General features: G+C 71.0%; 18 protein-coding genes and 1 riboswitch. Of the genes, 13 read left to right on the top strand and 5 right to left on the bottom strand.

Features of this window, described 5'->3' with window-relative positions:
* The first annotated feature begins 168 nt into the window (after nucleotides 1-168).
* Nucleotides 169-1,440, top strand: coding sequence for an Ig-like domain-containing protein (locus ACFWJW_RS30235; protein WP_387247355.1), 1,272 nt, complete (start codon nucleotides 169-171; stop codon nucleotides 1,438-1,440).
* A 19-nt stretch (nucleotides 1,441-1,459) separates the two neighbouring features.
* Here the strand turns inward: ACFWJW_RS30235 and ACFWJW_RS30240 are convergent, their stop codons facing one another.
* The gene (locus ACFWJW_RS30240) at nucleotides 1,460-1,861 is read right to left on the bottom strand and encodes a hypothetical protein (protein WP_387247356.1); all 402 of its coding nucleotides are present in this window, start codon (nucleotides 1,859-1,861) and stop codon (nucleotides 1,460-1,462) included.
* Between the two features lie 263 nt (nucleotides 1,862-2,124).
* On the opposite strand from ACFWJW_RS30240, the gene ACFWJW_RS30245 reads away from it, so the two are divergent.
* The 6 genes from ACFWJW_RS30245 (at nucleotide 2,125) to ACFWJW_RS30270 (ending at nucleotide 9,346) form a co-directional block, all read left to right on the top strand.
* Nucleotides 2,125-2,745 carry a heme-copper oxidase subunit III gene (locus ACFWJW_RS30245; protein ID WP_387247357.1) on the top strand — a complete coding sequence of 207 codons (621 nt, stop codon included), beginning with the start codon at nucleotides 2,125-2,127 and terminating at the stop codon, nucleotides 2,743-2,745.
* 77 nt (nucleotides 2,746-2,822) lie between these two features.
* Nucleotides 2,823-3,632 (top strand): c-type cytochrome, encoded by an 810-nt coding sequence (locus ACFWJW_RS30250; RefSeq protein WP_387247358.1) that lies wholly within the window; start codon nucleotides 2,823-2,825, stop codon nucleotides 3,630-3,632.
* The gene (locus ACFWJW_RS30255; protein ID WP_387247359.1) at nucleotides 3,629-4,693 is read left to right on the top strand and encodes a Rieske 2Fe-2S domain-containing protein; all 1,065 of its coding nucleotides are present in this window, start codon (nucleotides 3,629-3,631) and stop codon (nucleotides 4,691-4,693) included. The genes ACFWJW_RS30250 and ACFWJW_RS30255 overlap by 4 nt, the downstream gene beginning before the upstream one ends.
* The gene (locus tag ACFWJW_RS30260; RefSeq protein ID WP_387247360.1) at nucleotides 4,690-6,327 is read left to right on the top strand and encodes a cytochrome bc complex cytochrome b subunit; all 1,638 of its coding nucleotides are present in this window, start codon (nucleotides 4,690-4,692) and stop codon (nucleotides 6,325-6,327) included. Before ACFWJW_RS30255 ends, ACFWJW_RS30260 begins: the two co-directional genes overlap by 4 nt.
* 141 nt (nucleotides 6,328-6,468) lie before the next feature.
* Nucleotides 6,469-7,533 carry an anthranilate phosphoribosyltransferase gene (trpD, locus tag ACFWJW_RS30265; RefSeq protein ID WP_387247361.1) on the top strand — a complete coding sequence of 355 codons (1,065 nt, stop codon included), beginning with the start codon at nucleotides 6,469-6,471 and terminating at the stop codon, nucleotides 7,531-7,533.
* A 91-nt stretch (nucleotides 7,534-7,624) separates the two neighbouring features.
* A riboswitch (SAM riboswitch) is annotated at nucleotides 7,625-7,742 on the top strand.
* A gap of 170 nt (nucleotides 7,743-7,912) precedes the next feature.
* On the top strand, nucleotides 7,913-9,346 hold the full coding sequence (locus tag ACFWJW_RS30270) for an aminotransferase class V-fold PLP-dependent enzyme (RefSeq protein ID WP_387247362.1): 1,434 nt from the start codon (nucleotides 7,913-7,915) through the stop codon (nucleotides 9,344-9,346).
* Nucleotides 9,347-9,837: 491 nt separating this feature from the next.
* Here the strand turns inward: ACFWJW_RS30270 and ACFWJW_RS30275 are convergent, their stop codons facing one another.
* Nucleotides 9,838-10,119: an Lrp/AsnC family transcriptional regulator gene (locus ACFWJW_RS30275; protein ID WP_085927294.1), complete on the bottom strand. Its 282-nt coding sequence runs from the start codon at nucleotides 10,117-10,119 to the stop codon at nucleotides 9,838-9,840.
* Nucleotides 10,116-10,796 carry a rhomboid family intramembrane serine protease gene (locus ACFWJW_RS30280; RefSeq protein ID WP_387247389.1) on the bottom strand — a complete coding sequence of 227 codons (681 nt, stop codon included), beginning with the start codon at nucleotides 10,794-10,796 and terminating at the stop codon, nucleotides 10,116-10,118. Before ACFWJW_RS30280 ends, ACFWJW_RS30275 begins: the two co-directional genes overlap by 4 nt.
* A gap of 293 nt (nucleotides 10,797-11,089) precedes the next feature.
* On the opposite strand from ACFWJW_RS30280, the gene ACFWJW_RS30285 reads away from it, so the two are divergent.
* The 5 genes from ACFWJW_RS30285 (at nucleotide 11,090) to ACFWJW_RS30305 (ending at nucleotide 16,818) form a co-directional block, all read left to right on the top strand.
* Nucleotides 11,090-11,329, top strand: coding sequence for a hypothetical protein (locus tag ACFWJW_RS30285; RefSeq protein WP_387247363.1), 240 nt, complete (start codon nucleotides 11,090-11,092; stop codon nucleotides 11,327-11,329).
* Nucleotides 11,330-11,347: 18 nt separating this feature from the next.
* A complete protein-coding gene (locus ACFWJW_RS30290) occupies nucleotides 11,348-12,721 on the top strand; it encodes an NYN domain-containing protein (RefSeq protein ID WP_387247364.1) in 1,374 nt (457 codons plus the stop codon).
* A 304-nt stretch (nucleotides 12,722-13,025) separates the two neighbouring features.
* Nucleotides 13,026-14,051 (top strand): NlpC/P60 family protein, encoded by a 1,026-nt coding sequence (locus tag ACFWJW_RS30295; protein ID WP_387247365.1) that lies wholly within the window; start codon nucleotides 13,026-13,028, stop codon nucleotides 14,049-14,051.
* Nucleotides 14,052-14,319: 268 nt separating this feature from the next.
* Nucleotides 14,320-15,366 (top strand): NlpC/P60 family protein, encoded by a 1,047-nt coding sequence (locus ACFWJW_RS30300; protein ID WP_387247366.1) that lies wholly within the window; start codon nucleotides 14,320-14,322, stop codon nucleotides 15,364-15,366.
* A gap of 51 nt (nucleotides 15,367-15,417) precedes the next feature.
* Entirely contained in the window at nucleotides 15,418-16,818 is a 1,401-nt protein-coding gene (locus tag ACFWJW_RS30305) for a hypothetical protein (protein WP_387247367.1), read from the top strand.
* A gap of 15 nt (nucleotides 16,819-16,833) precedes the next feature.
* Here the strand turns inward: ACFWJW_RS30305 and ACFWJW_RS30310 are convergent, their stop codons facing one another.
* Complete coding sequence (locus ACFWJW_RS30310) at nucleotides 16,834-18,183, bottom strand: glycosyltransferase 87 family protein (protein WP_387247368.1); 1,350 nt, start codon at nucleotides 18,181-18,183, stop codon at nucleotides 16,834-16,836.
* 309 nt (nucleotides 18,184-18,492) lie between these two features.
* Between ACFWJW_RS30310 and ACFWJW_RS30315 the strand changes: the two genes are divergently transcribed.
* Nucleotides 18,493-19,635, top strand: coding sequence for a glycosyltransferase family 4 protein (locus ACFWJW_RS30315; protein ID WP_387247369.1), 1,143 nt, complete (start codon nucleotides 18,493-18,495; stop codon nucleotides 19,633-19,635).
* A 100-nt stretch (nucleotides 19,636-19,735) separates the two neighbouring features.
* Here the strand turns inward: ACFWJW_RS30315 and ACFWJW_RS30320 are convergent, their stop codons facing one another.
* Entirely contained in the window at nucleotides 19,736-21,532 is a 1,797-nt protein-coding gene (locus ACFWJW_RS30320) for an AMP-dependent synthetase/ligase (RefSeq protein WP_387247370.1), read from the bottom strand.
* Nucleotides 21,533-21,716 lie beyond the last annotated feature (184 nt).

The following is a 21,716-nucleotide window of genomic DNA, read 5'->3' on the forward strand; positions in this document are numbered from 1 at the left end:
GGTGGTTTGGTTTTTTTTTTACAAGCCGCGGCCCGCCGCGGGCGGCGGGGGGGGGCGCCCCCGCCCCCCCCCCCGGGGCCCCCCCCCCCCGCCGCTTTTGGTGGCACGGGCCCCCCGTTTGCAGTCCTCCAGCGCGCTGAGACAGGTGATTCTTCATATTTTTGGGGCATGAGTCACAGACCTCGAACCCGGACGGTGCTGAGCTGCGGCCTCCTGCTCGTACCCCTTGCGGTGAGCGCCACCGCGTGCGGGGGCTCGGATTCGGAAGCGCTCTCCGCCAATCCCTACGACGCGGCCGACCAGATCTCGGCCAACACCCCGGACGGCAACAAGAAGGCGGACCCCGACAAGCCGCTTGAGGTGTCCGTCAACGGGGACGAAGCGCGCATCACCGACGTCACGGCCACCGATGCCACCGGCCGCTTCGTCCAGGGCGAGCTGAGCGCCGACGGCAGGCACTGGCGCACCACCGCGCCGCTGGCCGCCGGCTCCCGCTACACGGTGCGGGTGAGCACCGAGGAGGACGGTGAGCCCGGCCGCAAGACGCTCGTGGTCAACACCAAGGAGGCGGACGGCCAGTTGACCGCCGCCTTCGGCCCGGAGGCCGGCGAGTACGGCGTCGGCCAGCCGGTCACCGCGGAGCTGAGCCAGCCCGTCAAGGACCCGAAGGCCCGCGCCATCGTGGAGAGCGCCCTGAAGGTCGATTCCATGCCGCGGGTGCAGGGCGCCTGGCACTGGGTGGACGACAAGAAGCTGCACTTCCGCCCGAAGGAGTACTGGCCCGCCCACGCCACGATCTCGGTGCACAGCAACCTGGCCGGCCTGAAGATCGCCAAGGGGCTCTACGGAGGCCCGTCCAAGCCCGTGAAGCTCACCACCGGCGACCGGGTGGAGGCGATCACGGACGCGGCTACGCACCAGCTCACGGTGTGGCGCAACGGCGAGTCGATCAAGACCATCCCGGTGACCACCGGCAAGCCCGGCTTCTCCACCCGTAACGGCATCAAGGTCGTCCTCGGCAAGGAGAGCTTCGTACGGATGCGCAGCTCGACCGTCGGCATCGCCGCCGGAAGCGGGGACTCCTACGATCTGCCGGTCTACTGGGCCACCCGGGTGACCTGGAGCGGCGAGTACGTCCACGCCGCACCCTGGTCCGTCGGATCGCAGGGCGCGGCGAACGTCAGCCACGGCTGTACGGGCATGTCCACGGGCAACGCCCAGTGGTTCTTCAACACCGTGCGGGTCGGCGACATCGTCAAGGTCCTCAACAGCGGCGGCGAGATGATGACGCCGTTCGGCAACGGCTTCGGCGACTGGAACATGCCCTGGAAGGAATGGCGGGACGGCAGCGCGCTGAAGAACAAGGCATCCAGCACCACAGGAGCGACCGAGCGGGTACAGAACCCGGTCGGTGAGGCCCGGCTGCGCCCGCGGATCTGAGCGCCGCCCAGCAGGCCGCTCAGGCTTGTACGAGGTTCCTGCGGCGCAGCAGCCCGGCCAGGGTGTCGGCGAAGGCCACCGGGTCCACCGGATGGGTCACCGCTGCGTCCGCCCGGCTCCAGGTGGCCAGCCAGGCGTCCTGGGGGCGGCCGATCAGCAGCAGCACCGGCGGACACCGGTAGATCTCGTCCTTGATCTGCCGGCAGACGCCCATGCCGCCCGCGGGCGCGGTCTCGCCGTCCAGCACACAGACGTCGATGCCGCCCTGCTCCAGGGCCGTCAGGACGGCCGGTGCGGTGGCGCACTCCAGGATCTCGATCTGCGGGGCATCGGCGGCGGGGCGCCGTCCGGCCGCCAGCCGGACCTGCTCGCGGGTGTTGGCGTTGTCGCTGTAGACCAGCACCGTGGCAGTCGCCTGCATCGTTCCTCCACGCTTCGTAGCGGCACAGCATCGGGTGGGGCGGATGCTACTCCCGCAAGGGGCGCCGGCAGGAGGGGTTGACCGGATCCAAGATCTGCCCGACGGCCCGTCAGGACCGGCGCCGGCGGGCCCGCGGCACGGCGGCCGGCCGGGTGCGTCCCTCCTTCGAGCGATCACCGGAACGGTCCGTACGAGCAGGGCATACGCCCTTGACACACCGAACGGCACCCCCCGGAGTGAGGGCGGGATAAGCGACCGACATAATGTCGGTCGTGGCGACAGCAACGACAGTAGAAACCGGGCACGCGCACCCGTCGGTCAATCGGCCGAACCTCACCAGCGTCGGAACCATCATCTGGCTGAGTTCCGAGCTGATGTTCTTCGCGGCCCTCTTCGCGATGTACTTCACCCTTCGATCGGTGACCGGCTCCGAGTATTGGAAGGAATCCGCCAGTGCGCTGAATCTTCCGTTCTCCGCGACCAACACCACGATCCTGGTGCTCAGCTCTCTGACCTGCCAGCTCGGCGTTTTCGCGGCGGAGCGTGGCGATGTCAAGAAGCTCCGGGCCTGGTTCGTGGTCACCTTCGTCATGGGTGCGATCTTCATCGGCGGTCAGGTCTTCGAGTACACGGAACTGGTCAAGCACGAGGGCCTGTCGCTCTCGTCCGGCCCGTACGGCTCGGTGTTCTACCTGACCACCGGCTTCCACGGACTGCATGTGACGGGCGGTCTGATCGCCTTCCTGCTGGTCCTGGGCAGGACGTACGCGGCCAAGAGGTTCACCCACACGCAGGCCACCGCGGCCATCGTCGTGTCCTACTACTGGCACTTCGTCGATGTCGTCTGGATCGGCCTCTTCGCCACGATCTACCTGATCAAGTAGTCCGGACCCGTACCGGCTCGTATCAGACAGACATATCCAAAGCATCGACGCAGAAGATCCTGACACCGGGGTAATCCGTGAAAAAGCTCTCCGCACGACGGCGCCATCCGCTGGCGGCGCTCGTCGTCCTACTCTTCGCGCTGGCGGTCACTGGGGGGCTGTACGCCGCGTTCGCGCCGGCGGACAAGGCTCAGGCCGATGACACCGCCCAGTCTCTTGCCATCAAGGAGGGCAAGAAGCTCTTCGCCGTCGGCTGCGCCAGCTGCCACGGCACCGGCGGTCAGGGCACCTCCGACGGCCCCAGCCTGGTCGGCGTCGGCGCCGCAGCCGTGGACTTCCAGGTGGGCACCGGCCGGATGCCGGCCCAGCAGCCCGGCGCCCAGGTGCCGCGGAAGAAGAACATCTACACCAACGCCCAGATCGACCAGCTCGCGGCCTACGTCGCCTCGCTGGGCGCCGGCCCGACCGTGCCGGACAAGGAGCAGTACAGCCCCGACGGCGCCAACATCGGCAAGGGCGGCGAGCTGTTCCGCACCAACTGCGCGCAGTGCCACAACTTCACCGGTAAGGGCGGCGCCCTGACCAACGGCAAGTACGCACCGACGCTCGAGGGCGTGGACCCGAAGCACATCTACGAGGCCATGGAAACCGGCCCGCAGAACATGCCCTCCTTCGGTGACGGTTCGCTGTCGAAGCAGAACAAGAAGGACATCATCGCGTACCTCGGCGCCGTCAACGGCGATGAATCCGAGAGCCCCGGCGGCCTCGACCTCGGTGGTCTCGGTCCGGTCAGTGAGGGTCTCTTCGGTTACATCTTCGGCCTGGGCGCGCTGATCGCGGTCGCCATCTGGGTCGCAGCCCGGACTACGAAGGCCAAGAAGTCATGAGTGAGACTGGACGACACGAAGACGTGCCAGAAGAAACCCTTCCCGGTGAGCGGGAGACGGCTCACGAAGGTGCGGTGACCACGGCGGAGAACCCGTTCGCCGACCCGGGTCTGCCGCCCCACGAGCACCGTGCCCAGGACATCGACGACCGGGCCGCCAGGCGGTCCGAGCGCACCGTGGCGCTTCTCTTCGTCGTGTCCATGATCGCCACGGTCGCCTTCATCGCCTCGTACGTGGCGATCCCGATCGAGCAGAACGTCTACATCTGGCCGCTCGGTCACATCAGCGCGCTGAACTTCGCGCTCGGTCTGACGCTGGGCGCGGCGCTCTTCTGCATCGGCGCCGGTGCGGTCCACTGGGCCCGCACGCTGATGTCGGACGAGGAGGTCGCCGACGAGCGCCACCCGATCGAGGCGGCGCCGGAGGTCAAGGCCAAGGTCATGGCGGACTTCGCCCAGGGGGCGAAGGAGTCGCAGGTCGGCCGCCGCAAGCTGATCCGCAACACGATGTTCGGCGCGCTGGCCCTGGTGCCGCTCTCCGGTGTGGTGCTGCTGCGTGACCTCGGGCCGCTGCCCGGGAACAAGCTGCGCACCACGGGCTGGAAGAAGGGCATCCGCCTGGTCAACCAGGCCACCAACCTCCCGCTGCGTCCCGAGGACATCGCGGTCGGCTCCCTGACGTTCGCCATGCCCGAGGGCCTGGAGGAGGACGACGAGGAGTTCGCGGAGAAGATCGCCAAGGACGCCCTGATGCTCGTGCGGATCCAGCCGCAGAACATCAAGGACAAGCACGAGCTGTCCTGGTCGCACGAGGGCATCGTGGCGTACTCGAAGATCTGCACCCACGTGGGTTGCCCGATCAGCCTGTACGAGCAGCAGACGCACCACGTGCTCTGCCCCTGCCACCAGTCGACGTTCGACCTCTCTGACGGCGGTCGGGTGATCTTCGGTCCGGCCGGACACGCCCTGCCGCAGCTGCACATCACGGAGAAGGACGGCTTCCTGGAGGCCGCAAGCGGCTTCGAGGAGCCCGTCGGCCCGAGCTTCTGGGAGCGCGGATGAGTAACGAGACGAGCGCGACCACCACGCGCCGTGGCCAGGCGCCACGGGGCGAGCGGATCGCCGACTGGGCGGACGGCCGGCTGGGCATCTACAGCCTGGCCAAGTCCAACATGCGCAAGATCTTCCCGGACCACTGGTCCTTCATGCTGGGTGAGGTCGCGCTTTACAGCTTCATCATCATCATCCTGACCGGTGTCTATCTGACGCTGTTCTTCCACCCGAGCATGGCCGAGGTGACCTATCACGGTTCCTACGTGCCCATGCAGGGCGTCCGGATGACCCAGGCGTTCGAGTCGACGCTGGACATCAGCTTCGACGTGCGCGGCGGCCTGCTGATCCGCCAGATCCACCACTGGGCCGCGCTGGTCTTCCTGGCCGCGATGATGGTCCACATGATGCGGGTGTTCTTCACCGGCGCCTTCCGCAAGCCGCGCGAGGTCAACTGGCTGTTCGGCTTCCTGCTGCTGGTGCTGGGCATGTTCACCGGCTTCACCGGCTACTCGCTCCCCGACGACCTGCTCTCCGGTACCGGTGTGCGGTTCATCGAGGGCGTCATCCTGGCGATGCCGCTGGTCGGTTCGTACCTTCAGTTCTTCATCTTCGGCGGGGAGTTCCCGGGGCACGACATCATCCCGCGGTTCTTCACGGTGCACGTCCTGCTGCTGCCGGGCATCATGCTCGGCCTGCTGGTGGCGCACCTGATCCTGGTCTTCTACCACAAGCACACGCAGTTCCCGGGTGCCGGCAAGACCAACAACAACGTCGTGGGCATGCCGCTGCTGCCGGTCTACATGGCCAAGGCCGGAGGCTTCTTCTTCCTGGTCTTCGGTGTGATCTCGGTGATCGCCGCGATCGCCAGCATCAACCCGGTGTGGGCGATCGGCCCCTACCGGCCCGACCAGGTGTCCACCGGCGCCCAGCCCGACTGGTACATGGGCTTCGCCGAGGGTCTGGTGCGTGTCATGCCGGGCTGGGAGTGGAACTTCTGGGGCCACACCCTCAACTTCGGTGTGCTGATCCCGATCCTGGTCTTCCCGCTGGTCCTGGTCGCGATCGCGGTCTACCCGTTCATCGAGTCCTGGGTCAAGGGCGACAAGCGCGAGCACCACATCCTGGACCGCCCGCGCAACGTCCCGACCCGTACCGGCTTCGGTGTCGCCTGGCTCGTCGCGTACTTCGTGATGCTGATCGGTGGCGGTAACGACCTGTGGGCGACGCACTTCCACCTGTCGATCAACTCGATCACCTGGTTCGTGCGGATCGCGTTCTTCGTCGGACCGGTGCTGGCCTTCATCGCCACCAAGCGGATCTGCCTGGGCCTTCAGCGGCGCGACAAGGACAAGGTGCTGCACGGCCGCGAGTCCGGCATCATCAAGCGCCTGCCGCACGGTGAGTTCATCGAGGTCCACGAGCCGCTCGACCAGGAGCAGCTGCACCTGCTCACGCAGCACGAGCAGCCCGCGCCGCTCGAGCTGGGCCCGGAGGTCGACGAGAACGGTGTGGAGCGCAAGCTGTCGCGCTCGCAGAAGCTGCGCGCCAAGCTCTCCAAGGCTTACTACGGCGAGGACAACGTCATCCCGAAGGCCACGGTCGAGGAGTACAAGGAGATCAGCAGCGGCCACGGCCACCACTGATCACCGCAGCGCTTCCTGGCGCACCGTAGGTAGTACGCCACCCAGAGGGCCCCGTCCGTTTGATCGGACGGGGCCCTCCGGCGTGTCCGGCGGCTCGATAGGGTGACGGCATAGGCAGGACACAATCCAGGAGAGTGGACCATGAACGTTGTGACCCCGGTTGGCGGCGACAGCGTGGCGGCCCACACCTGGCCGGAGCTCCTCAACGCCCTGCTCGCCGGCCGCGACCTCAGCGCGGACGACACCGCCTGGGCGATGGACAAGATCATGCGGGGCGAGGCCAGCGACGCCCAGATCGCCGGCTTCGCGGTGGCCCTGCGCGCCAAGGGCGAGACCGTCGCCGAGATCTCCGGCCTGGTGCGCACCATGTACGCGCACGCCCGGCTGATCGAGGTCCCCGGTCCCAGCGTCGACATCGTCGGCACCGGCGGTGACGGCGCCAAGACCGTCAACATCTCCACGATGTCCTCGATCGTGGTCGCCGGCACCGGTGCCAAGGTCGTCAAGCACGGCAACCGCGCCGCCTCCTCGGCCAGCGGCGCCTCCGACGTCCTGGAGAAGCTCGGCGTCAATCTCGACCTCACCCCGCAGCGGGTCACCGAGGTCGCCCGGGAAGCGGGCATCACCTTCTGCTTCGCGGTGAAGTTCCACCCCTCGCTGCGGCACGTCGCCAACGCGCGGGCCCAGCTCGGCATCCGTACCACCTTCAACGTGCTCGGCCCGCTGACCAACCCCGCGAAGGTCCGCGCCCAGGCGACCGGTGTCGCGGACGCCCGGATGGCGCCGATCCTGGCGGGGGTGCTCGCCGAGCGCGGCTCGTCGGCGCTGGTGTTCCGCGGCGACGACGGCCTGGACGAGCTGACCACGACCGCGACCTCCCGGGTGTGGATCGTCCGGGACGGCACGGTGCGCGAGGAGTCCTTCGACCCCCGGGACGTGGGCATCCCCCTGGTGCCGGTGGAGGCGCTGCGCGGCGCGGACGCCTCGTACAACGCGGATGTGGCCCGCCGGCTGCTGGACGGGGAGACCGGCCCGGTGCGGGACGCGGTGCTGCTGAACGCCGCGGCGGCGCTGGTCGCCCTGGAGCCGGCGGACGCCCCGCTGGCCGAGCAGATCCGGGCCGGGATCGAGCGCGCCGCCGCCTCGGTCGACTCCGGCGCGGCCAAGCGGGCGCTGGAGCGCTGGGTGGCCGCCAGCAACACATGAGCGCGCGGTAACGCAGGGTGTGACGCAAGGCCCCGTCCGTCATATGGACCGGGCCTTGCGCCTCTTTGCCCGTGTGGCATGATTCTGCCCAGGTCACGAGTGACAGCGATGCAGGCCCCGGCCCGCTGTCCGGCAACCCTCCTTCCGTGGCGGGGTGCCCCGGGTGATGACCAGGCCGTAGGCAGCGAGGTCTGCGGCAAGCGCGGATCCCTCGCCAGGGATCCTGGTCCCCGAGGGAGAACTTCCGTGAATCAGCGAATGCGATAGGGCCCGACGGCCCCTTTCCCGCATCCCTTTTTCCTTTCCGCCGCGGTGCCCCGGCGCGCCCTCCCGCACCCCCGCACGCGGCGAATTCGCTTACCTCTCACGGGAGTTCGCCATGTCTGTTTCCGCCGTTGCCGCCGACCGCTCCGTCTGTGCCCCGCTGCCGGTTCTCGGCCGGGATGTCCTCGTCCCGCTCGTGACCGGCGGCGAGGTCGACTACGCCGCGCTGGACTACGCCGCCAGCGCCCCCGCCCTCCAGCGGGTCTGGGACGACGTGGCGGCCTACGCCCCGTACTACGGCAGCGTGCACCGCGGCGCCGGATACCTCTCGCAGCTGTCCACCGACCTCTTCGAGAACAGCCGCCGCACCATCGCCGAGTTCCTCGGCTGCCGCATCGAAGGGGGCCCGGGCGAAGCCCGGTCCGGCAAGGGCGGTGGTGGGCGACGGGAGGGCGACCAGGTCGTCTTCACCCGCTCCACCACCGACTCGCTGAACCTGCTCGCCGCCGTACTCCCCGAGAACACCCGGGTGTTCGTCTTCGAGACCGAGCACCACGCCTCGCTGCTGCCGTGGGAGCAGCGCTCCGACGTCGAGGTCACCTACCTCAACGCACCGCGCACCCCGCAACAGGCCGTGGACACCCTGGAGAAGGCGCTGGCCACCCGCGAGCCCTACGGTCCGGCGCTGGTCTGCGTGACCGGTGCGTCGAATGTGACCGGTGAGCTGTGGCCGGTGCGGGAGCTGGCGGCCGCCGCGCATGCGCACGGCGCCCGGATCGTGCTGGACGCGGCACAGCTCGTCCCGCACCACCCGGTGGACCTCGCCGAGCTGGACGTGGACTGGGTCGCGTTCTCCGGCCACAAGCTCTACGCGCCGTTCGGCGCCGGGGTGCTGGCCGGCCGCGCGGACTGGCTGCGGGACGCCGCGCCGTACCTGGCCGGCGGCGGCGCCAGCCGCAAGGTCTCCCGGCGCACGGACGGCGGGGTGGACGTCGAGTGGCACACCACCGCGGCCCGGCACGAGGCCGGTTCGCCCAACGTCATCGGCGCCTACGCCATCGCCTCGGCCTGCCAGGCCCTGACCGAGGCCGGCTTCGACGCCCTGGTCGCCCGCGAACAGGAGCTGATCGCCCGCCTCCGCGCCGGCCTGGCCGAGGTACCCGAGGTGAACGTGCTCTCCCTCTTCGGCGAGGACGCGGCACGCGTCGGCGTCCTCTCCTTCGTCGTCGAAGGCTGGAACAGCTCCCACTTCGCCGCCGCCCTGTCGGCCGAGTACGGCATCGGCGTCCGCGACGGCCTCTTCTGCGCCCACCCCCTCGTCCGCACCCTCCTCGGCAGCGAGCCCCAGGACCCCGGCGAGTGCGGCGCCCCCGAGGCGGCCCCCGGCGAGAAGTCCCTCAACGCCATCCGCGTCAGTTTCGGCGCCGGCACGCCCGATGAGCATGTCGACCGCTTCCTCGAAGCGGTCAAGGAGTTGGTGACGAACGGCGCCCGCTGGAACTACCAGACGGAGGACGGCCGTTGCGTCCCCGCGCGAAGCGCGGATTGATTCCCACGTTTTTGGCTTTCCGCTGCGCTTTGCCTTTGGCCCACGTTTTCGGCTGTCCCGCCGTGGGTGTTGCTCGCCGTTGCTCCCCCACTGCCTGAAGGGCGTGGGAGGTACCCCCAGCGGCGGGCGGGGTCCGCTGCGCGGGGCTGTCGGGTGCGGTGACGGGTGGGAAAAACCTTGGCGAGGGACCGGTAAGTGGTCCGGTGCGGCTCGTAGATCACATGCAATGGGCACGGGCACGGGCACGGCGCGGGCTTCGGCATGGTCAGGGGCATGGGTGGCCCGCCCCCACCCACCGTCACTCACTCCCCCAACGGGAGGGGACGGGCCGGAGGGGGCTGGTGTGTGGACGTAAAGCGAAGCAGTCCACACACCAGGCCCCGGAGGCCCGTCACCGCACCCACAGCCCCGCGCAGCGGACCGGCCCGCCGCAGGCGCAACGGCGAGCAACACCCACGGCGGGACAGCCGAAAACGTGGGAAAAAGACGGGCTAGGCCTCCAGCCCGATCGCAAAGGCGGCCTCAAGGTCATGCTGGCTATACGTGCGGAACGCGATATGCGTCTCCGTGGAGGCGACGCCGGGGACCTTGCTGATGCGGCCGGGGATGACGTCCGCGAGGTCGTCGTGGGCGGCGACGCGGACCATCGCGATGAGGTCGTGGGCGCCGGTGACCGAGTAGACCTCGCTGACGCCGTCCAGCGCGGCGATCTTTTCGGCGATCTCCGGGATCTGGTCCACGTTGGTCTTGATGAGCACGATCGACGTGATCACGGCTGGCTCTCTTCCTCGGTCGCCCGGTCGTTCGCCCTGGTGGCCCCCACACTATCCCTCCCGTAGCGGGCCCATGCGTAGAGGAAGCCGAGGGCGAAGCCGATGACATGGGCGAGGTAGGCGACGCCCGGTCCGCGGGGGTCGTCCTGTGCGGCCTGCCACTGGAGGACGAACCAGAACAGCAGGACGAGCCAGGCGGGGAAGCGCAGCGGCAGGAAGAACAGGAACGGGAAGAGGCTGGTGACCCGGGCCGTCGGGAACAGGTAGAGGAAGGCGCCCAGTACGCCGGAGATCGAGCCGGAGGCGCCGACCAGGGTCTGGCCCGAGTCGGCGTGGGCGGCCGCGTAGCCGAGCAGCGCCAGGTAGCCGATGATGAGGTAGAAGGCGGTGAACGGCAGCCGGCCCATGCGCGCCTCGGCCATCGCGCCGAAGACGTAGAGAAACAGTATGTTGCCGAGCAGGTGCAGCCAGCTGCCGTGCACGAACAACGCGGTGAGCGGCGTGACCAGGGCCCGTACCGAGCCGCTCCACAGATCCAGCGGGATCACGCCCCACCGCTCGAAATAGGCGGTCTGGGCCTTCAGCAGGGCGTCGCCGGTGCCGTATATCCGGTTCAGGCCGGAGGCGGGGCCGAGCACGAAGACCGCGCAGCACAGGCCGATCAGCACATTCGTCATCCGCGAGAACACCGCGGTCAGGGACCGGGTGGGGTGCGGACGGCGGGGGAGGAGACCGGACGAGCGGGGAGAACGGGGAGAGGGGGCCGGCGCCGTCATGAAGTGATCATGGCTCAATGCGGGCAATCGGGACAGAGCGCCTCGCCGGGTCCCGGCACCCGGGCGGGGCCCGCACCCGCCCCCCGTCAGGCCGTAGGGTTACAGGCAGTACTTTGCGTACTTCCGCAGTCCGACGGCGCACCGCGTGAACCGCGCAGCAGCACATGACGAAGAGCATGAAAGAGGACGACACGATGGCTGTTCCCCTGCCGACGGCCGAAACCCGGTGGCGCTGCACGCTGTGCGGCAACCTCACGCGTTTCGACGTGACCCGCCAGGCCAAGGTGGTGGAGTACGTCCACCTGGACCTGGCCGGGGACCCGAAGGTGGAGGAGCGCGAGGTCCTCAGTGAGAGCATCGAGTCCGTGCGCTGCCGCTGGTGCAACGCGGTCGACCAGATCGAGCTGGTGGACCGTCCGGGCGCGAACGCCTGAGATCGGAGCGATGCAGCCGTGGTGGACCGTCCAGAAGGGGAGCCGGGGGCCCAGCGTGACGACGTACCCGAGGGTGCGGCGGACGAGGTGCTCGACCGACCGCTGCCCGAGGGCGTACGGCGCCGTGTCGTGGCGCTCACCGCGGAGTCGTTCGGCGCGCTGACGGTCGCCGAACTCCCGCCCCCGCTGCGGCAGTACGCCCGGTTCACCCCGACTCGTCGGGCCAAGTTCGCCGGAAACGCGATGGCCGCGGCGCTGGAGAGCGACGCGGTCTTCCGGCAGCGGATCGCCGGCAAGCTGCACGAGGCGCAGCCGGAGCTGGCCGCGGCGCTGGAGCACGGCAACCCGCCCGCGGCCGCCGATCCGCTCGATGTCGCGGCGGCGGCCTATGTGCTGCGGCCCGAGGGCTGGGTCAAGCTCGTGGCGGCGGCCGGCGAGGAGGCCCAGCGGGCGCGCGCCGAGCGGGCCGGCGAGGAGGCCGAGCGGGAGCTGGCCCGGCTGCGCGAGGAGCTGGCGCAGGCGCGTGGCGAGGCCCGTACGGAGGCCGACCGTATCCGGGTGGACCTGGACGCGGTGCGCAAGGAGAACGAGTCGCTGCGGCGCAAGCTGCGCAGTGCGCTGAGCGACGTCAAGCGCGGTGAGGCGGCGGTCCGTAAGGCCGAGGCCGCGCTGACGGAGGAGCGGGACCGGGCGGCCACCGAGAAGACCTCCGCGGACAGTGAAGTGCGCCGGCTCAAGGGCCGGATCGCCGAGGCCGAGACGGCGCTGGAGACCAGCCGGCGCTCCGCCCGCGAGGGCCGCAGCGTCGAGGACATGCGGCTGCGGCTGCTGCTGGACACGGTCCTGGACGCGGCCCAGGGGCTGCGCCGCGAACTGGCCCTGCCGCCCGCGAACGTGCACCCGGCGGACACCGTCGAGGCGGTCGCGCCGGGGCGGATGACGCCCAAGGACATCGCGACCCGGGCGCTGTCGGAGATGGATCCGGCGCTGCTCGACCAGCTTCTCGCCCTGCCGCAGGCGCATTTGGTGGTGGATGGCTACAACGTCACCAAAACCGGCTATCCGACCATGCCGCTCGAAAAGCAGCGGCTGCGGCTGCTGGGCGGTCTCGCGGTGCTGGCGGCGCAGACCGGTGCCGAGATGACCTGTGTCTTCGACGGGGCGGAGCTGGCGGCGCCGGTGCTGCTCGCACCGCCGCGCGGGGTCCGGGTGCTGTTCAGCAAACCGGGCGTAACGGCCGATGAGTTGATTCGTCAGCTGGTAAGGGCCGAACCGCCCGGCCGTCCGGTCGTCGTGGTCTCCACGGACCGGGAAGTGGCCGACGGTGTGGCGAAGGCCGGCGCGCGCCCGGTCGCATCCGCCTTGCTTCTCAAGCGACTTGCCCGTACCTGACGCACGCCCCTCGTCGAGGCCGCCGGACGCGGGAATTCCCCTGCACTCGTCTCTGAGCGTCAAGTGGCGCTTACTGCCTGTGTGATGTTGGTAAAGGATGGGGTTGGTGGCGCAGAATTTTCCCGTGAGGATTTGAAGCGATCACAACTCCGTTACTAAGGTCAGCCCCGAACCTTCATGCAGATGATCATCCAACCGGGATGAACAGTGAAGGAACCGCCGAGTCCGCGGCGTTCACGCGGAGCCGGGGTCTCACCCCCCCCACTTCCCGGTAGGCGGCTGGAGGAAGAAGGAGCTCGCCCCCGTGGCGTCCCACCGTCGACCCAAGCAGCCGAGCCGTACCCGCGTGACCGTGCTCACCGCCACCGCCGCGGCGGCCGTCGCCCTCTCGTCCCAGGCCGCCCAGGCCGACCCCCAGCAGTCGAAGAAGGACGTCAAGTCCGAGGTCGACAAGCTCTACGGGGAGGCCGAGCAGGCCACCGAGAAGTACAACGGCGTCAAGGAGCAGCAGGAGAAGCTCCAGAAGGAGGTCGACGACCTCCAGGACAAGGTCGCCCGCGGTCAGGGGGAGCTCAACCAGCTCCGCAAGGGCCTCGGCGCGGTCGCCTCCGGCCAGTACCGCAGTGGCAGCATCGACCCCTCGGTCCAGCTGTTCCTCTCCGGCGACCCGGACACCTACCTCGAAAAGGCCGCCACGCTCGACCAGTTGAGCGGCAAGCAGGCCGACCAGCTGAAGACCATCGCGGACAAGCAGCGCCGGCTCGCCCAGGAGCGCGCGGAGGCCGCGGGCAAGATCAAGGACCTCTCCGAGACCCGCAAGGCGCTCGGTGACAAGAAGGACGAGATCAAGGGCAAGCTCGGCAAGGCGCAGGAGCTGCTCAACAAGATGACCGCCAAGGAGCGGGCGGCCATGCAGGCCGAGGAGAACCGCGCCAACCGCAGCAACGAGCGGGTCGACCTCGGCGATGACGTTCCGGCTTCGGGCCGCGGTGCGGCCGCCCTTCAGGCCGCGCAGTCCAAGATAGGTTCGCCGTACGTCTGGGGCGCCACCGGCCCGTCGTCCTTCGACTGCTCGGGTCTGACCTCCTGGGCGTACCAGCAGGCCGGCCAGTCGCTGCCGCGCACCTCGCAGGCACAGGCCAGCGCCGGTACCCGGATCAGCTCGCAGAGCGCCCTCAAGCCCGGCGATCTGGTGCTCTTCTACAGCGACCTGCACCACATCGGCCTCTACGCGGGCAACGGCCAGGTCCTGCACGCACCGAAGCCGGGCGCCAACGTGCGCTACGAGTCGATCAACAACATGCCGTTCATGTATGGCGTGCGGGTCTGAGAAGCCGCACACCCCCCTCAACCTGCCGCCCGAACGGGCGAATTGCGGCCCCGGCCGCTGACCTGCCGCCCCGCCGGTGACCTGCACAGTCACCGGCGGGGCGGCTTTTTGCCGAGGTATGAGGGTTTTGGGCAGGTGTGCACGGGCCCGTACTCTCTGCCCGCGCAGCATCCGGTTCACCGCGCGCCCTCCCGGGGCGGCGGGGCTTCCCCCGAGCTCTCGGCTGCGCTCGAGCAGGGGGGACCCCCATGGAAGGAGTGCGGCTCTCGTGGTGTCCCACCGCCGTACCTCGCAGCACGCCCAGACCACCCTCGCCGGAGTGACCGTGGTGTCGGCCGCCCTGGCGACCGCGGCCGCCGCGCTGTCGGCGCCACCGGCCGCCGCGGACCCCGCGGACGGCCCGTCCGCGGGCCGGGCGGCGGCGACCGCCCGGGTCGACAGTCTCTACGTCCAGGCGGAGCGGGCCACCGAGAAGTACAACGGCGCACAGGCCCGGACCAAGAAGCTGCGCCATGAGGTGGCGGCCCTCCAGGACCGCACCGCCCGCGCCCAGGAGCGGGTCAACCGGATGCGCGGCCGGCTGGGCGCGCTGGCCGCCGCCCAGTACCGGTCGGGCGGGATCGACCCCACGGTCCGGCTGATGCTCTCCGAAAGGCCCGACACCTACCTGGAGAAAGCCTCCGCGCTCGACCGGCTCGGCCACCGGCAGGCCGATGAGCTGCACGGCCTCCAGGCGGCCCAGCGCTGCCTGGAGCAGCAGCGCAGGGAGACCGTCCGCAAGCTCACCGAGCTGGAGGCCGGTCGCAAGGCCGTCGCCCGCCACAAGAAGGCCGTACAGCGCAAGCTGGCCACCGCGCGACGGCTGCTGAACGCGCTCCCCAAGAGCGACCGGGCGGCCTACGAGCGGGCCTCCCGGAGCGACGGGCACCGCGAGGCGGCCCCGGACCTGGGCGGCGCCGCACCGGCCTCCGGGCGGGCCGCCGCCGCCGTCGCCGCGGTGCGCGCCGCGGTCGGCCGCCCGTACGCCTGGGGGAGCAGCGGCCCCTCGTCCTTCGACTGCTCCGGACTCACCCAATGGGCCTACGGCCGGGCCGGAGTCTCCCTCCCGCGTACCTCCCAGGCCCAGCGGGGCGCCGGCCGGCAGGTGCCGATCGGCCAGGCACGCCCCGGTGACCTGGTCATCTACCGTTCGGACGCCAGCCATGTCGGGATGTACGTCGGCAACGGCCAAGTGGTGCACGCGCCCTACCCCGGCGCACGGGTCCGCTACGACCCCGTCGGGATGATGCCGATCTCGGCCGTCACCAGGCCCTGAGGCGGATCTCCGCGTTTTTGCCCGGGCCGGGCCGGATCTACGATCGTCCGCATGTCACACCAGTGGGCGAGACGCCGGCCGTCGCGGGCCGGGGCGGCGGGCTGCGCCGCCCTTCTTCTCGCGCTGCTCGCCCCGCTGGCCGGCTGCGGGCCCGCGGGCGCCCCGCCGGCACCGGCCCGCTTCCCCGACGTCCAGCGGATGCTCGTCGCCCGCGCGCGGGCCGTCGAGCGGCAGGACGCGGCGGGCTTCCTCGCCTCCGTCGACCCGCGGGCCACCGGCTACCGCGACCGCCAGCGCGCGATGTTCGCCCACCTGAAGGGCGTGCCGCTGGCCGACTGGCACTACGACCTCGACTCCACCGACGCCTTCCCGCTCCCGGCCGACGGCGACCGGACGCGGCTGGCCGCGAAGGTGCGGCTGCGCTACCGCCTCAAGGGCTTCGACACCGCGCCGGTGCACGCCGTCCAGTACCTCACCCTGACCGAGCGCGACGGCCGCTGGCTGATCTCCTCGGACACCGATGGCGCTGCGGCCGGCCGCAGCGGCACCCGCCAGCTGTGGGACCAGGGGCCGGTGAAGCTGGTCCGCGGCCGGTACAGCCTGGTGCTCGGCGGCGGCGCGCGGCGGGCGCGGCTGAAGGACCTGGCGCACCGGGTGGACCGGGCGGTGCCCGCGGTCTCCGCGGCCTGGAAGGGGAAGTGGTCGCAGAAGGTCGTGGTGGAGGCGCCGGAGTCGGTGGAGGGGATGGCGCAGCTGATGGGCAGCGACGATCCGTCCGGTTACGCGGGGATCGCGGCGGTCACCACCGGGGAGGCCGGGGTCTCGACGACCGCGCCCGCGGACCGCGTGATCATCAACCCGGACGCGTACGAGGAGCTCAACGACCTGGGCCGCCGGGTGGTCCTCACCCACGAGACCGCCCATGTCGCCACCCGTACGGCCACCACGCCGGCCACCCCGCTGTGGCTCTCCGAGGGCTTCGCCGACTGGGCCGCCTACCGCGGCATCCGCCGCAAGGCCGCCCTCACCGCCCCCGAACTCACCCACGCGGTCGCCGCCGGCAAGCTCCCCGCCCGTTTGCCGACCGATGAGGACTTCGGCTTCAAGGCGGGCGCCGACCGGCTGGCGAAGGCGTACGAGGGCAGCTGGCTGGCCTGCCGGATGATCGCGGAGAAGTGGGGCGAGGCCAAGCTGCTCGCCTTCTACCGGGCGGCGGGCAAGAGCGCGGCCCAGGTCTCGGCGGGGAGCGCGGGGGCCCCGATCGAGGCGGCCTCGTCGGCCACGGCGGCCTCCTCGCGCTCCCGTTCGGCCACCCCGGTCGCCCGCCCCGGAGAGCGGCCGAAGGCCCGCGCCGAGCGGACCGACCACGCCATGCGCAGCCAACTGGGCGTCAGCATGGCGGAGTTCACCCGGCAGTGGCGCGCCTTCGTACGGAAACAGCTGGCGCGCTGAGCGGGGCGGACGGGCTCACGGCGACGGTGGCGCGCCCTCCGTCCGGGGCCGCGGGGCGGTGCCGGTGAGCTCCGGCGGAGCGGCGGGGGCCCCGGCGACCGGACGGCGGGCGCGCACCACGCCGGCGATGCCGGTCCGCCCGCGCCCGGTCCGCCCGCGCCCGCTCGGCCCGCGTCCGTCGCCCCGTGTAGAGACCCACAGCCGCCGGCAGGCGATCAGCGACGCGGCGACCAGCAGCCCGTTGCGTACGGCCAGCAGCGCGATGCCCCACGGATCGCTCGCGACGACCTGGGCGAACCCGACGGGGAACTCCAGCAGGGTGACCCCGGTGGCGATCAGGACCAGCACCACCGGCAGCGTCTGCCGGGCGGCACGTACGGTCACACAGACCGCGCCGAGCCCCACCAGCCACAGCATGTACTGCGGGCTGATCACCCGGCTGGTGGTCGTGAACAGCAGGGTGGCGGTGAAGGCGGCCTCGCACAGCGTCCCGGGGCGCAGCTCCCGGACCCGCACCCGCCACAGGAACAGCCAGCCCACGGCGGCCAGACTCAGGGTGAGCGCCACGGTGCCGGCGAACGGGACACCCGGGCCGAGGAACTCCAGCGAGCCGTAGTTCAGCAGCACCTGACCGTCCCACCCGTAGTGGCGGGCGACATGGAAGACCAGCGCGCCGAGCGACTCGACCTCCGTACCGCGGTCGCGCTGGAAAGTGAGGAAGGCCAGCGCGCCCGGTGCGGCGGCCACGAGGAGCACGGTCAGCCCGGCCGCGGTGCCGGCCGCGGTCCGCCACAGCGCGCGGGCCCGGCGGCCGCGCAGCGCCGCCCCGGTCAGCAGCAGCGCGGGCCAGACCTTCAGCAGCGCCCCGAAGGCGATCAGCGCGCCCGCCACCCGCGGCCGCCGGACGGCGGCGAACAGCGCGGCGACGGCGACCGCGGTGACCATCAGGTCGTAGCGGGCGTAGGCCGTCGGGCCCAGCAGCGCCACCCCCGCGATCCACACCCAGGCGCCGGCCGCCCGGTGCTCCGCACGGCGGCCGGCCCGCAGCAGGAGCGCCAGCGTCGCCGCGTCCGTGACCAGGATCAGGGTGAAGAAGGCCGTGGCGTAGTCCAGGAACGGCAGCAGACCGGGGGAGAGGATCGCCAGCGCCGCGGCCGGCGGGTACTGCCAGGTCACATCGTTCAGCGGGAAGGTGCCGGTCTTCAGGACACCGGACCAGCCCTGGTAGATCACCGAGACATCGGTGGTGACGTCCGGCCCCGGCAGCACCAGCACCCTCAGGACGCACAGCAGGACCACCGCCCGGGTCGCGGCCCAGACCGCGACCGGGAGCCACACCCCGCGCGCTCTGCTGATCCTGTCCATCGTCACCTCGTCGTTCTCGCCTGCCGTCGGCCGCCTGCCGTCGGCCGCCTGCCGTCGGCCGCCTGCCGTCGGCCGCCTGCCGTCGGCCGCCTGCCGTCGGCCGCCGGCGCCGCTCGCGGCCGTGGACCCGGCGCCCTGCTCACTGTCCCGTGCGTACCGCGCTGCCCGCTCGTGCCTGCTGCATGATGCCGGGCGCGGCTGTCATGACCGTAGAGCAGGCACGGGCGTGGCGGGGTGGCCGGCCGCCCACCCGGCGCCGGCGGGTACTGTCGGGCCACGACCGCCGAGACCGACCGCCGAGAGACCATCGTGCACAAGACCTTGATCGTCACGAACGACTTTCCGCCGCGGCCCGGCGGCATCCAGGCATTCCTGCACAGCATGGCACTGCGCCTGGACCCCACCCAGGTCATCGTCTACGCCTCGACCTGGAAGCGCAGCGAGGAGGGGCGCGCGGCCACCGCCGCCTTCGACGCCGATCAGCCGTTCCCGGTGATCCGGGACCGTACGACGATGCTGCTGCCCACCCCGAGGGTGACCCGGCGGGCCACCGGGCTGCTGCGGGAACACGGCTGCTCCTCCGTCTGGTTCGGGGCGGCGGCGCCGCTCGGGCTGATGGCGCCCGCGCTCCGGGCGGCCGGCGCCCGCCGCATCGTGGCGACCACGCACGGCCACGAGGCGGGCTGGGCGCAGCTGCCGGCCGCCCGGCAGCTGCTGCGCCGGATCGGTACGGGGACGGACACGCTCACCTACCTCGGCGAGTACACCCGCTCGCGGATCGCCGGTGCGCTCACCCCGGAGGCCGCCGCGCGGATGGTCCAACTCCCGCCCGGCGTCGACGAGAAGACCTTTCACCCCGGTTCGGGCGGTGACGCCGTACGGGACCGGCTCGGGCTCACCGGGCGGCCGGTGGTGGTGTGTGTCTCGCGGCTGGTCCCGCGCAAGGGCCAGGACACCCTGATCGAGGCGATGCCGGCCGTCCTGGCCGCGGTGCCGGACGCGGTGCTGCTGATCGTCGGCGGCGGCCCGTACGAGAAGGAACTGCACGCGCTGGCCCAGGAGAAGGGCGTCGCGGAATCGGTGCGCTTCACCGGCGCGGTCCCGTGGGAGGAGCTGCCGGCCCACTACGGCGCCGGCGATGTCTTCGCGATGCCGTGCCGCACCCGCCGCGGCGGGCTCGATGTCGAGGGCCTCGGCATCGTCTACCTGGAGGCATCCGCCACCGGCCTGCCCGTGGTGGCGGGCGACTCGGGCGGCGCCCCGGACGCCGTCCTGGAGGGCGAGACGGGCTGGGTCGTCCCCGGCGGGTCCCCGGCCCCCACCGCCGACCGCATCGTCACCCTGCTCCGGGACCCCGCGCTGCGCCGCTCTATGGGCGAACGCGGCCGCGCCTGGGTGGAGGAGAAGTGGCGCTGGGACCTGCTGGCGGAGCGGCTGAAGGAACTCCTCTGAGCGAGCCGCCCGCGGCCCGGGTCCCATGAGAATCCGCCGCCGTGGCGTGGCCACGACGGCGGATTGCGGGTGCGCCGAACGGCCCGGCGGGGGCCGGTCCCTACGCGCGGTAGAGCGCCTCGATGTCCTCCGCGAAGTCCTTCGCGACCACGTTCCGCTTGAGCTTCAGCGACGGCGTGACATGGCCCGACTCCTCGGTGAACTGGGTCGGCAGGATACGGAACTTGCGCACCGACTCGGCCTTGGAGACGGCCGCGTTGCCGTCGTCGACCGCGCGCTGGACGGCGGCCAGCAGCTCCGGGTCCTCGGCGATCTGGGACGGCGTCACATCGGCGGGATGGCCGTGCTCCTCGGCCCAGCGGGGCAGGAACTCCTCGTCGAGGGTGACCAGCGCGCCGATGAACGGCCGGCCGTCGCCGACGACCATGCACTCGGCGATCAGGGCGTGCGCCCGGATCCGGTCCTCGATCACGGCCGGGGCGACGTTCTTGCCGCCCGCGGTGACCAGGATCTCCTTCTTGCGGCCGGTGATGGCGAGGTAGCCGTCCTCGTCGAGGGTGCCGAGGTCGCCGGTGTGGAACCAGCCGTCGGACAGCGCCTCCTTGGTGGCCGAGGGGTTGTTCCAGTACTCGGTGAACAGATGCTCGCCGTGCAGCAGCACCTCGCCGTCGTCGGCGATCCGCACGACCGAGCCGGGCAGCGGCTGGCCGACGGTGCCGATCTTCTGCCGGTCCCACGGGTTGAAGGCGGTGGCCGCACAGGACTCCGTCAGGCCGTAGCCCTCCAGGACGGTGAAGCCGATACCGCGGTAGAAGTGGCCCAGGCGTTCACCGAGCGGGGCGCCGCCGGAGATGGCGTGGGTGGCGCGGCCGCCGAGGACGGCGCGCAGCCGGCCGTACACGAGCCGGTCGAAGACCTTGTACTTCAGCTTCAGACCGAACGTCGGGCCCGCCGGGGTGTCCAGCGCGCGGCTGTAGGCGATCGCGACGTCCGCCGCCTTGTCGAAGATCTTGCCCTTGCCGTCGGCCTGCGCCTTGGCCCGCGCCGAGTTGTAGACCTTCTCGAAGACCCGGGGCACGCCCAGGACCAGCTTCGGGCGGAAGGAGGCGAGGTCGTCGGTGAGGTTCTTGATGTCGGGGGCGTGGCCCAGCTTGATGGGCGCCATCACCGCGGCGACCTGCACCAGCCGGCCGAAGACATGCGCGATGGGGAGGAAGAGGAGCACCGAGGACTCGCCGGTGCGGAACAGCGGCCGCAGCCGCTCGACGATGTTGCCGCACTCGGCGAAGAAGCTGCGGTGGCTGAGCACACAGCCCTTGGGGCGGCCGGTGGTGCCGGAGGTGTAGACGATGGTGGCGGGCGAGTCCGCGTCGGCGAGCGCGCTGCGCGCCTCCACCTCGTCGTCGGAGATGTCGGCGCCCGCGGCCTGGAGCCGGGCGATGGCGTCCCGTTCGATCTGCCAGATGTTCTCCAGCTCGGGCAGCCGGTCGCGGACCGACTCGACGGTCGCCTCGTGGGTGGGGCTCTCCACCAGGCAGGCCACCGCGCCGGAGTCGCCGAGGATCCACTGGATCTGCTCGGCGGAACTGGTCTCGTACACGGGGACGGTGATCGCGCCGGCGCTCCAGATGGCGAAGTCCAGCAGTGTCCACTCATATCGGGTGCGCGACATCAGACCGACCCGGTCGCCGGGCCGGACCCCGGAGGCGATCAGGCCCTTGGCGGCGGCGCGGACCTCGGCGAGGAAGGTGGCGGCGGTGACGTCCTGCCACGCTCCGTTCACCTTGCGTCCCATGACGGCAACATCCGGGTGCTGCGCGGCATTTCGGCGGATGAGATCCGTCAGATTGCCGTCCGCGGGGACCTCGTACAGGGCCGGAAGGCTGAACTCGCGCAAGACTGCTGCTCCTCAAAAGCGCCGGCGCCACGACGCTGTGTGCTGCACCGGCGGCGGTCCACGATCATGCAAGGGGGATTGGACTGCCCGGACGTTACCCATCGGTATCGCAGTTGGGATAGGGGGGAACGGCCAGATGTTCGATGCGTCACAGCTGCGGGACACGCCATGGGGACTGACCCGC

The sequence above is a fragment of the Streptomyces sp. NPDC127097 genome (genome assembly GCF_042724075.1).
In the GTDB taxonomy this organism is placed as follows: Bacteria; Actinomycetota; Actinomycetes; order Streptomycetales; family Streptomycetaceae; genus Streptomyces.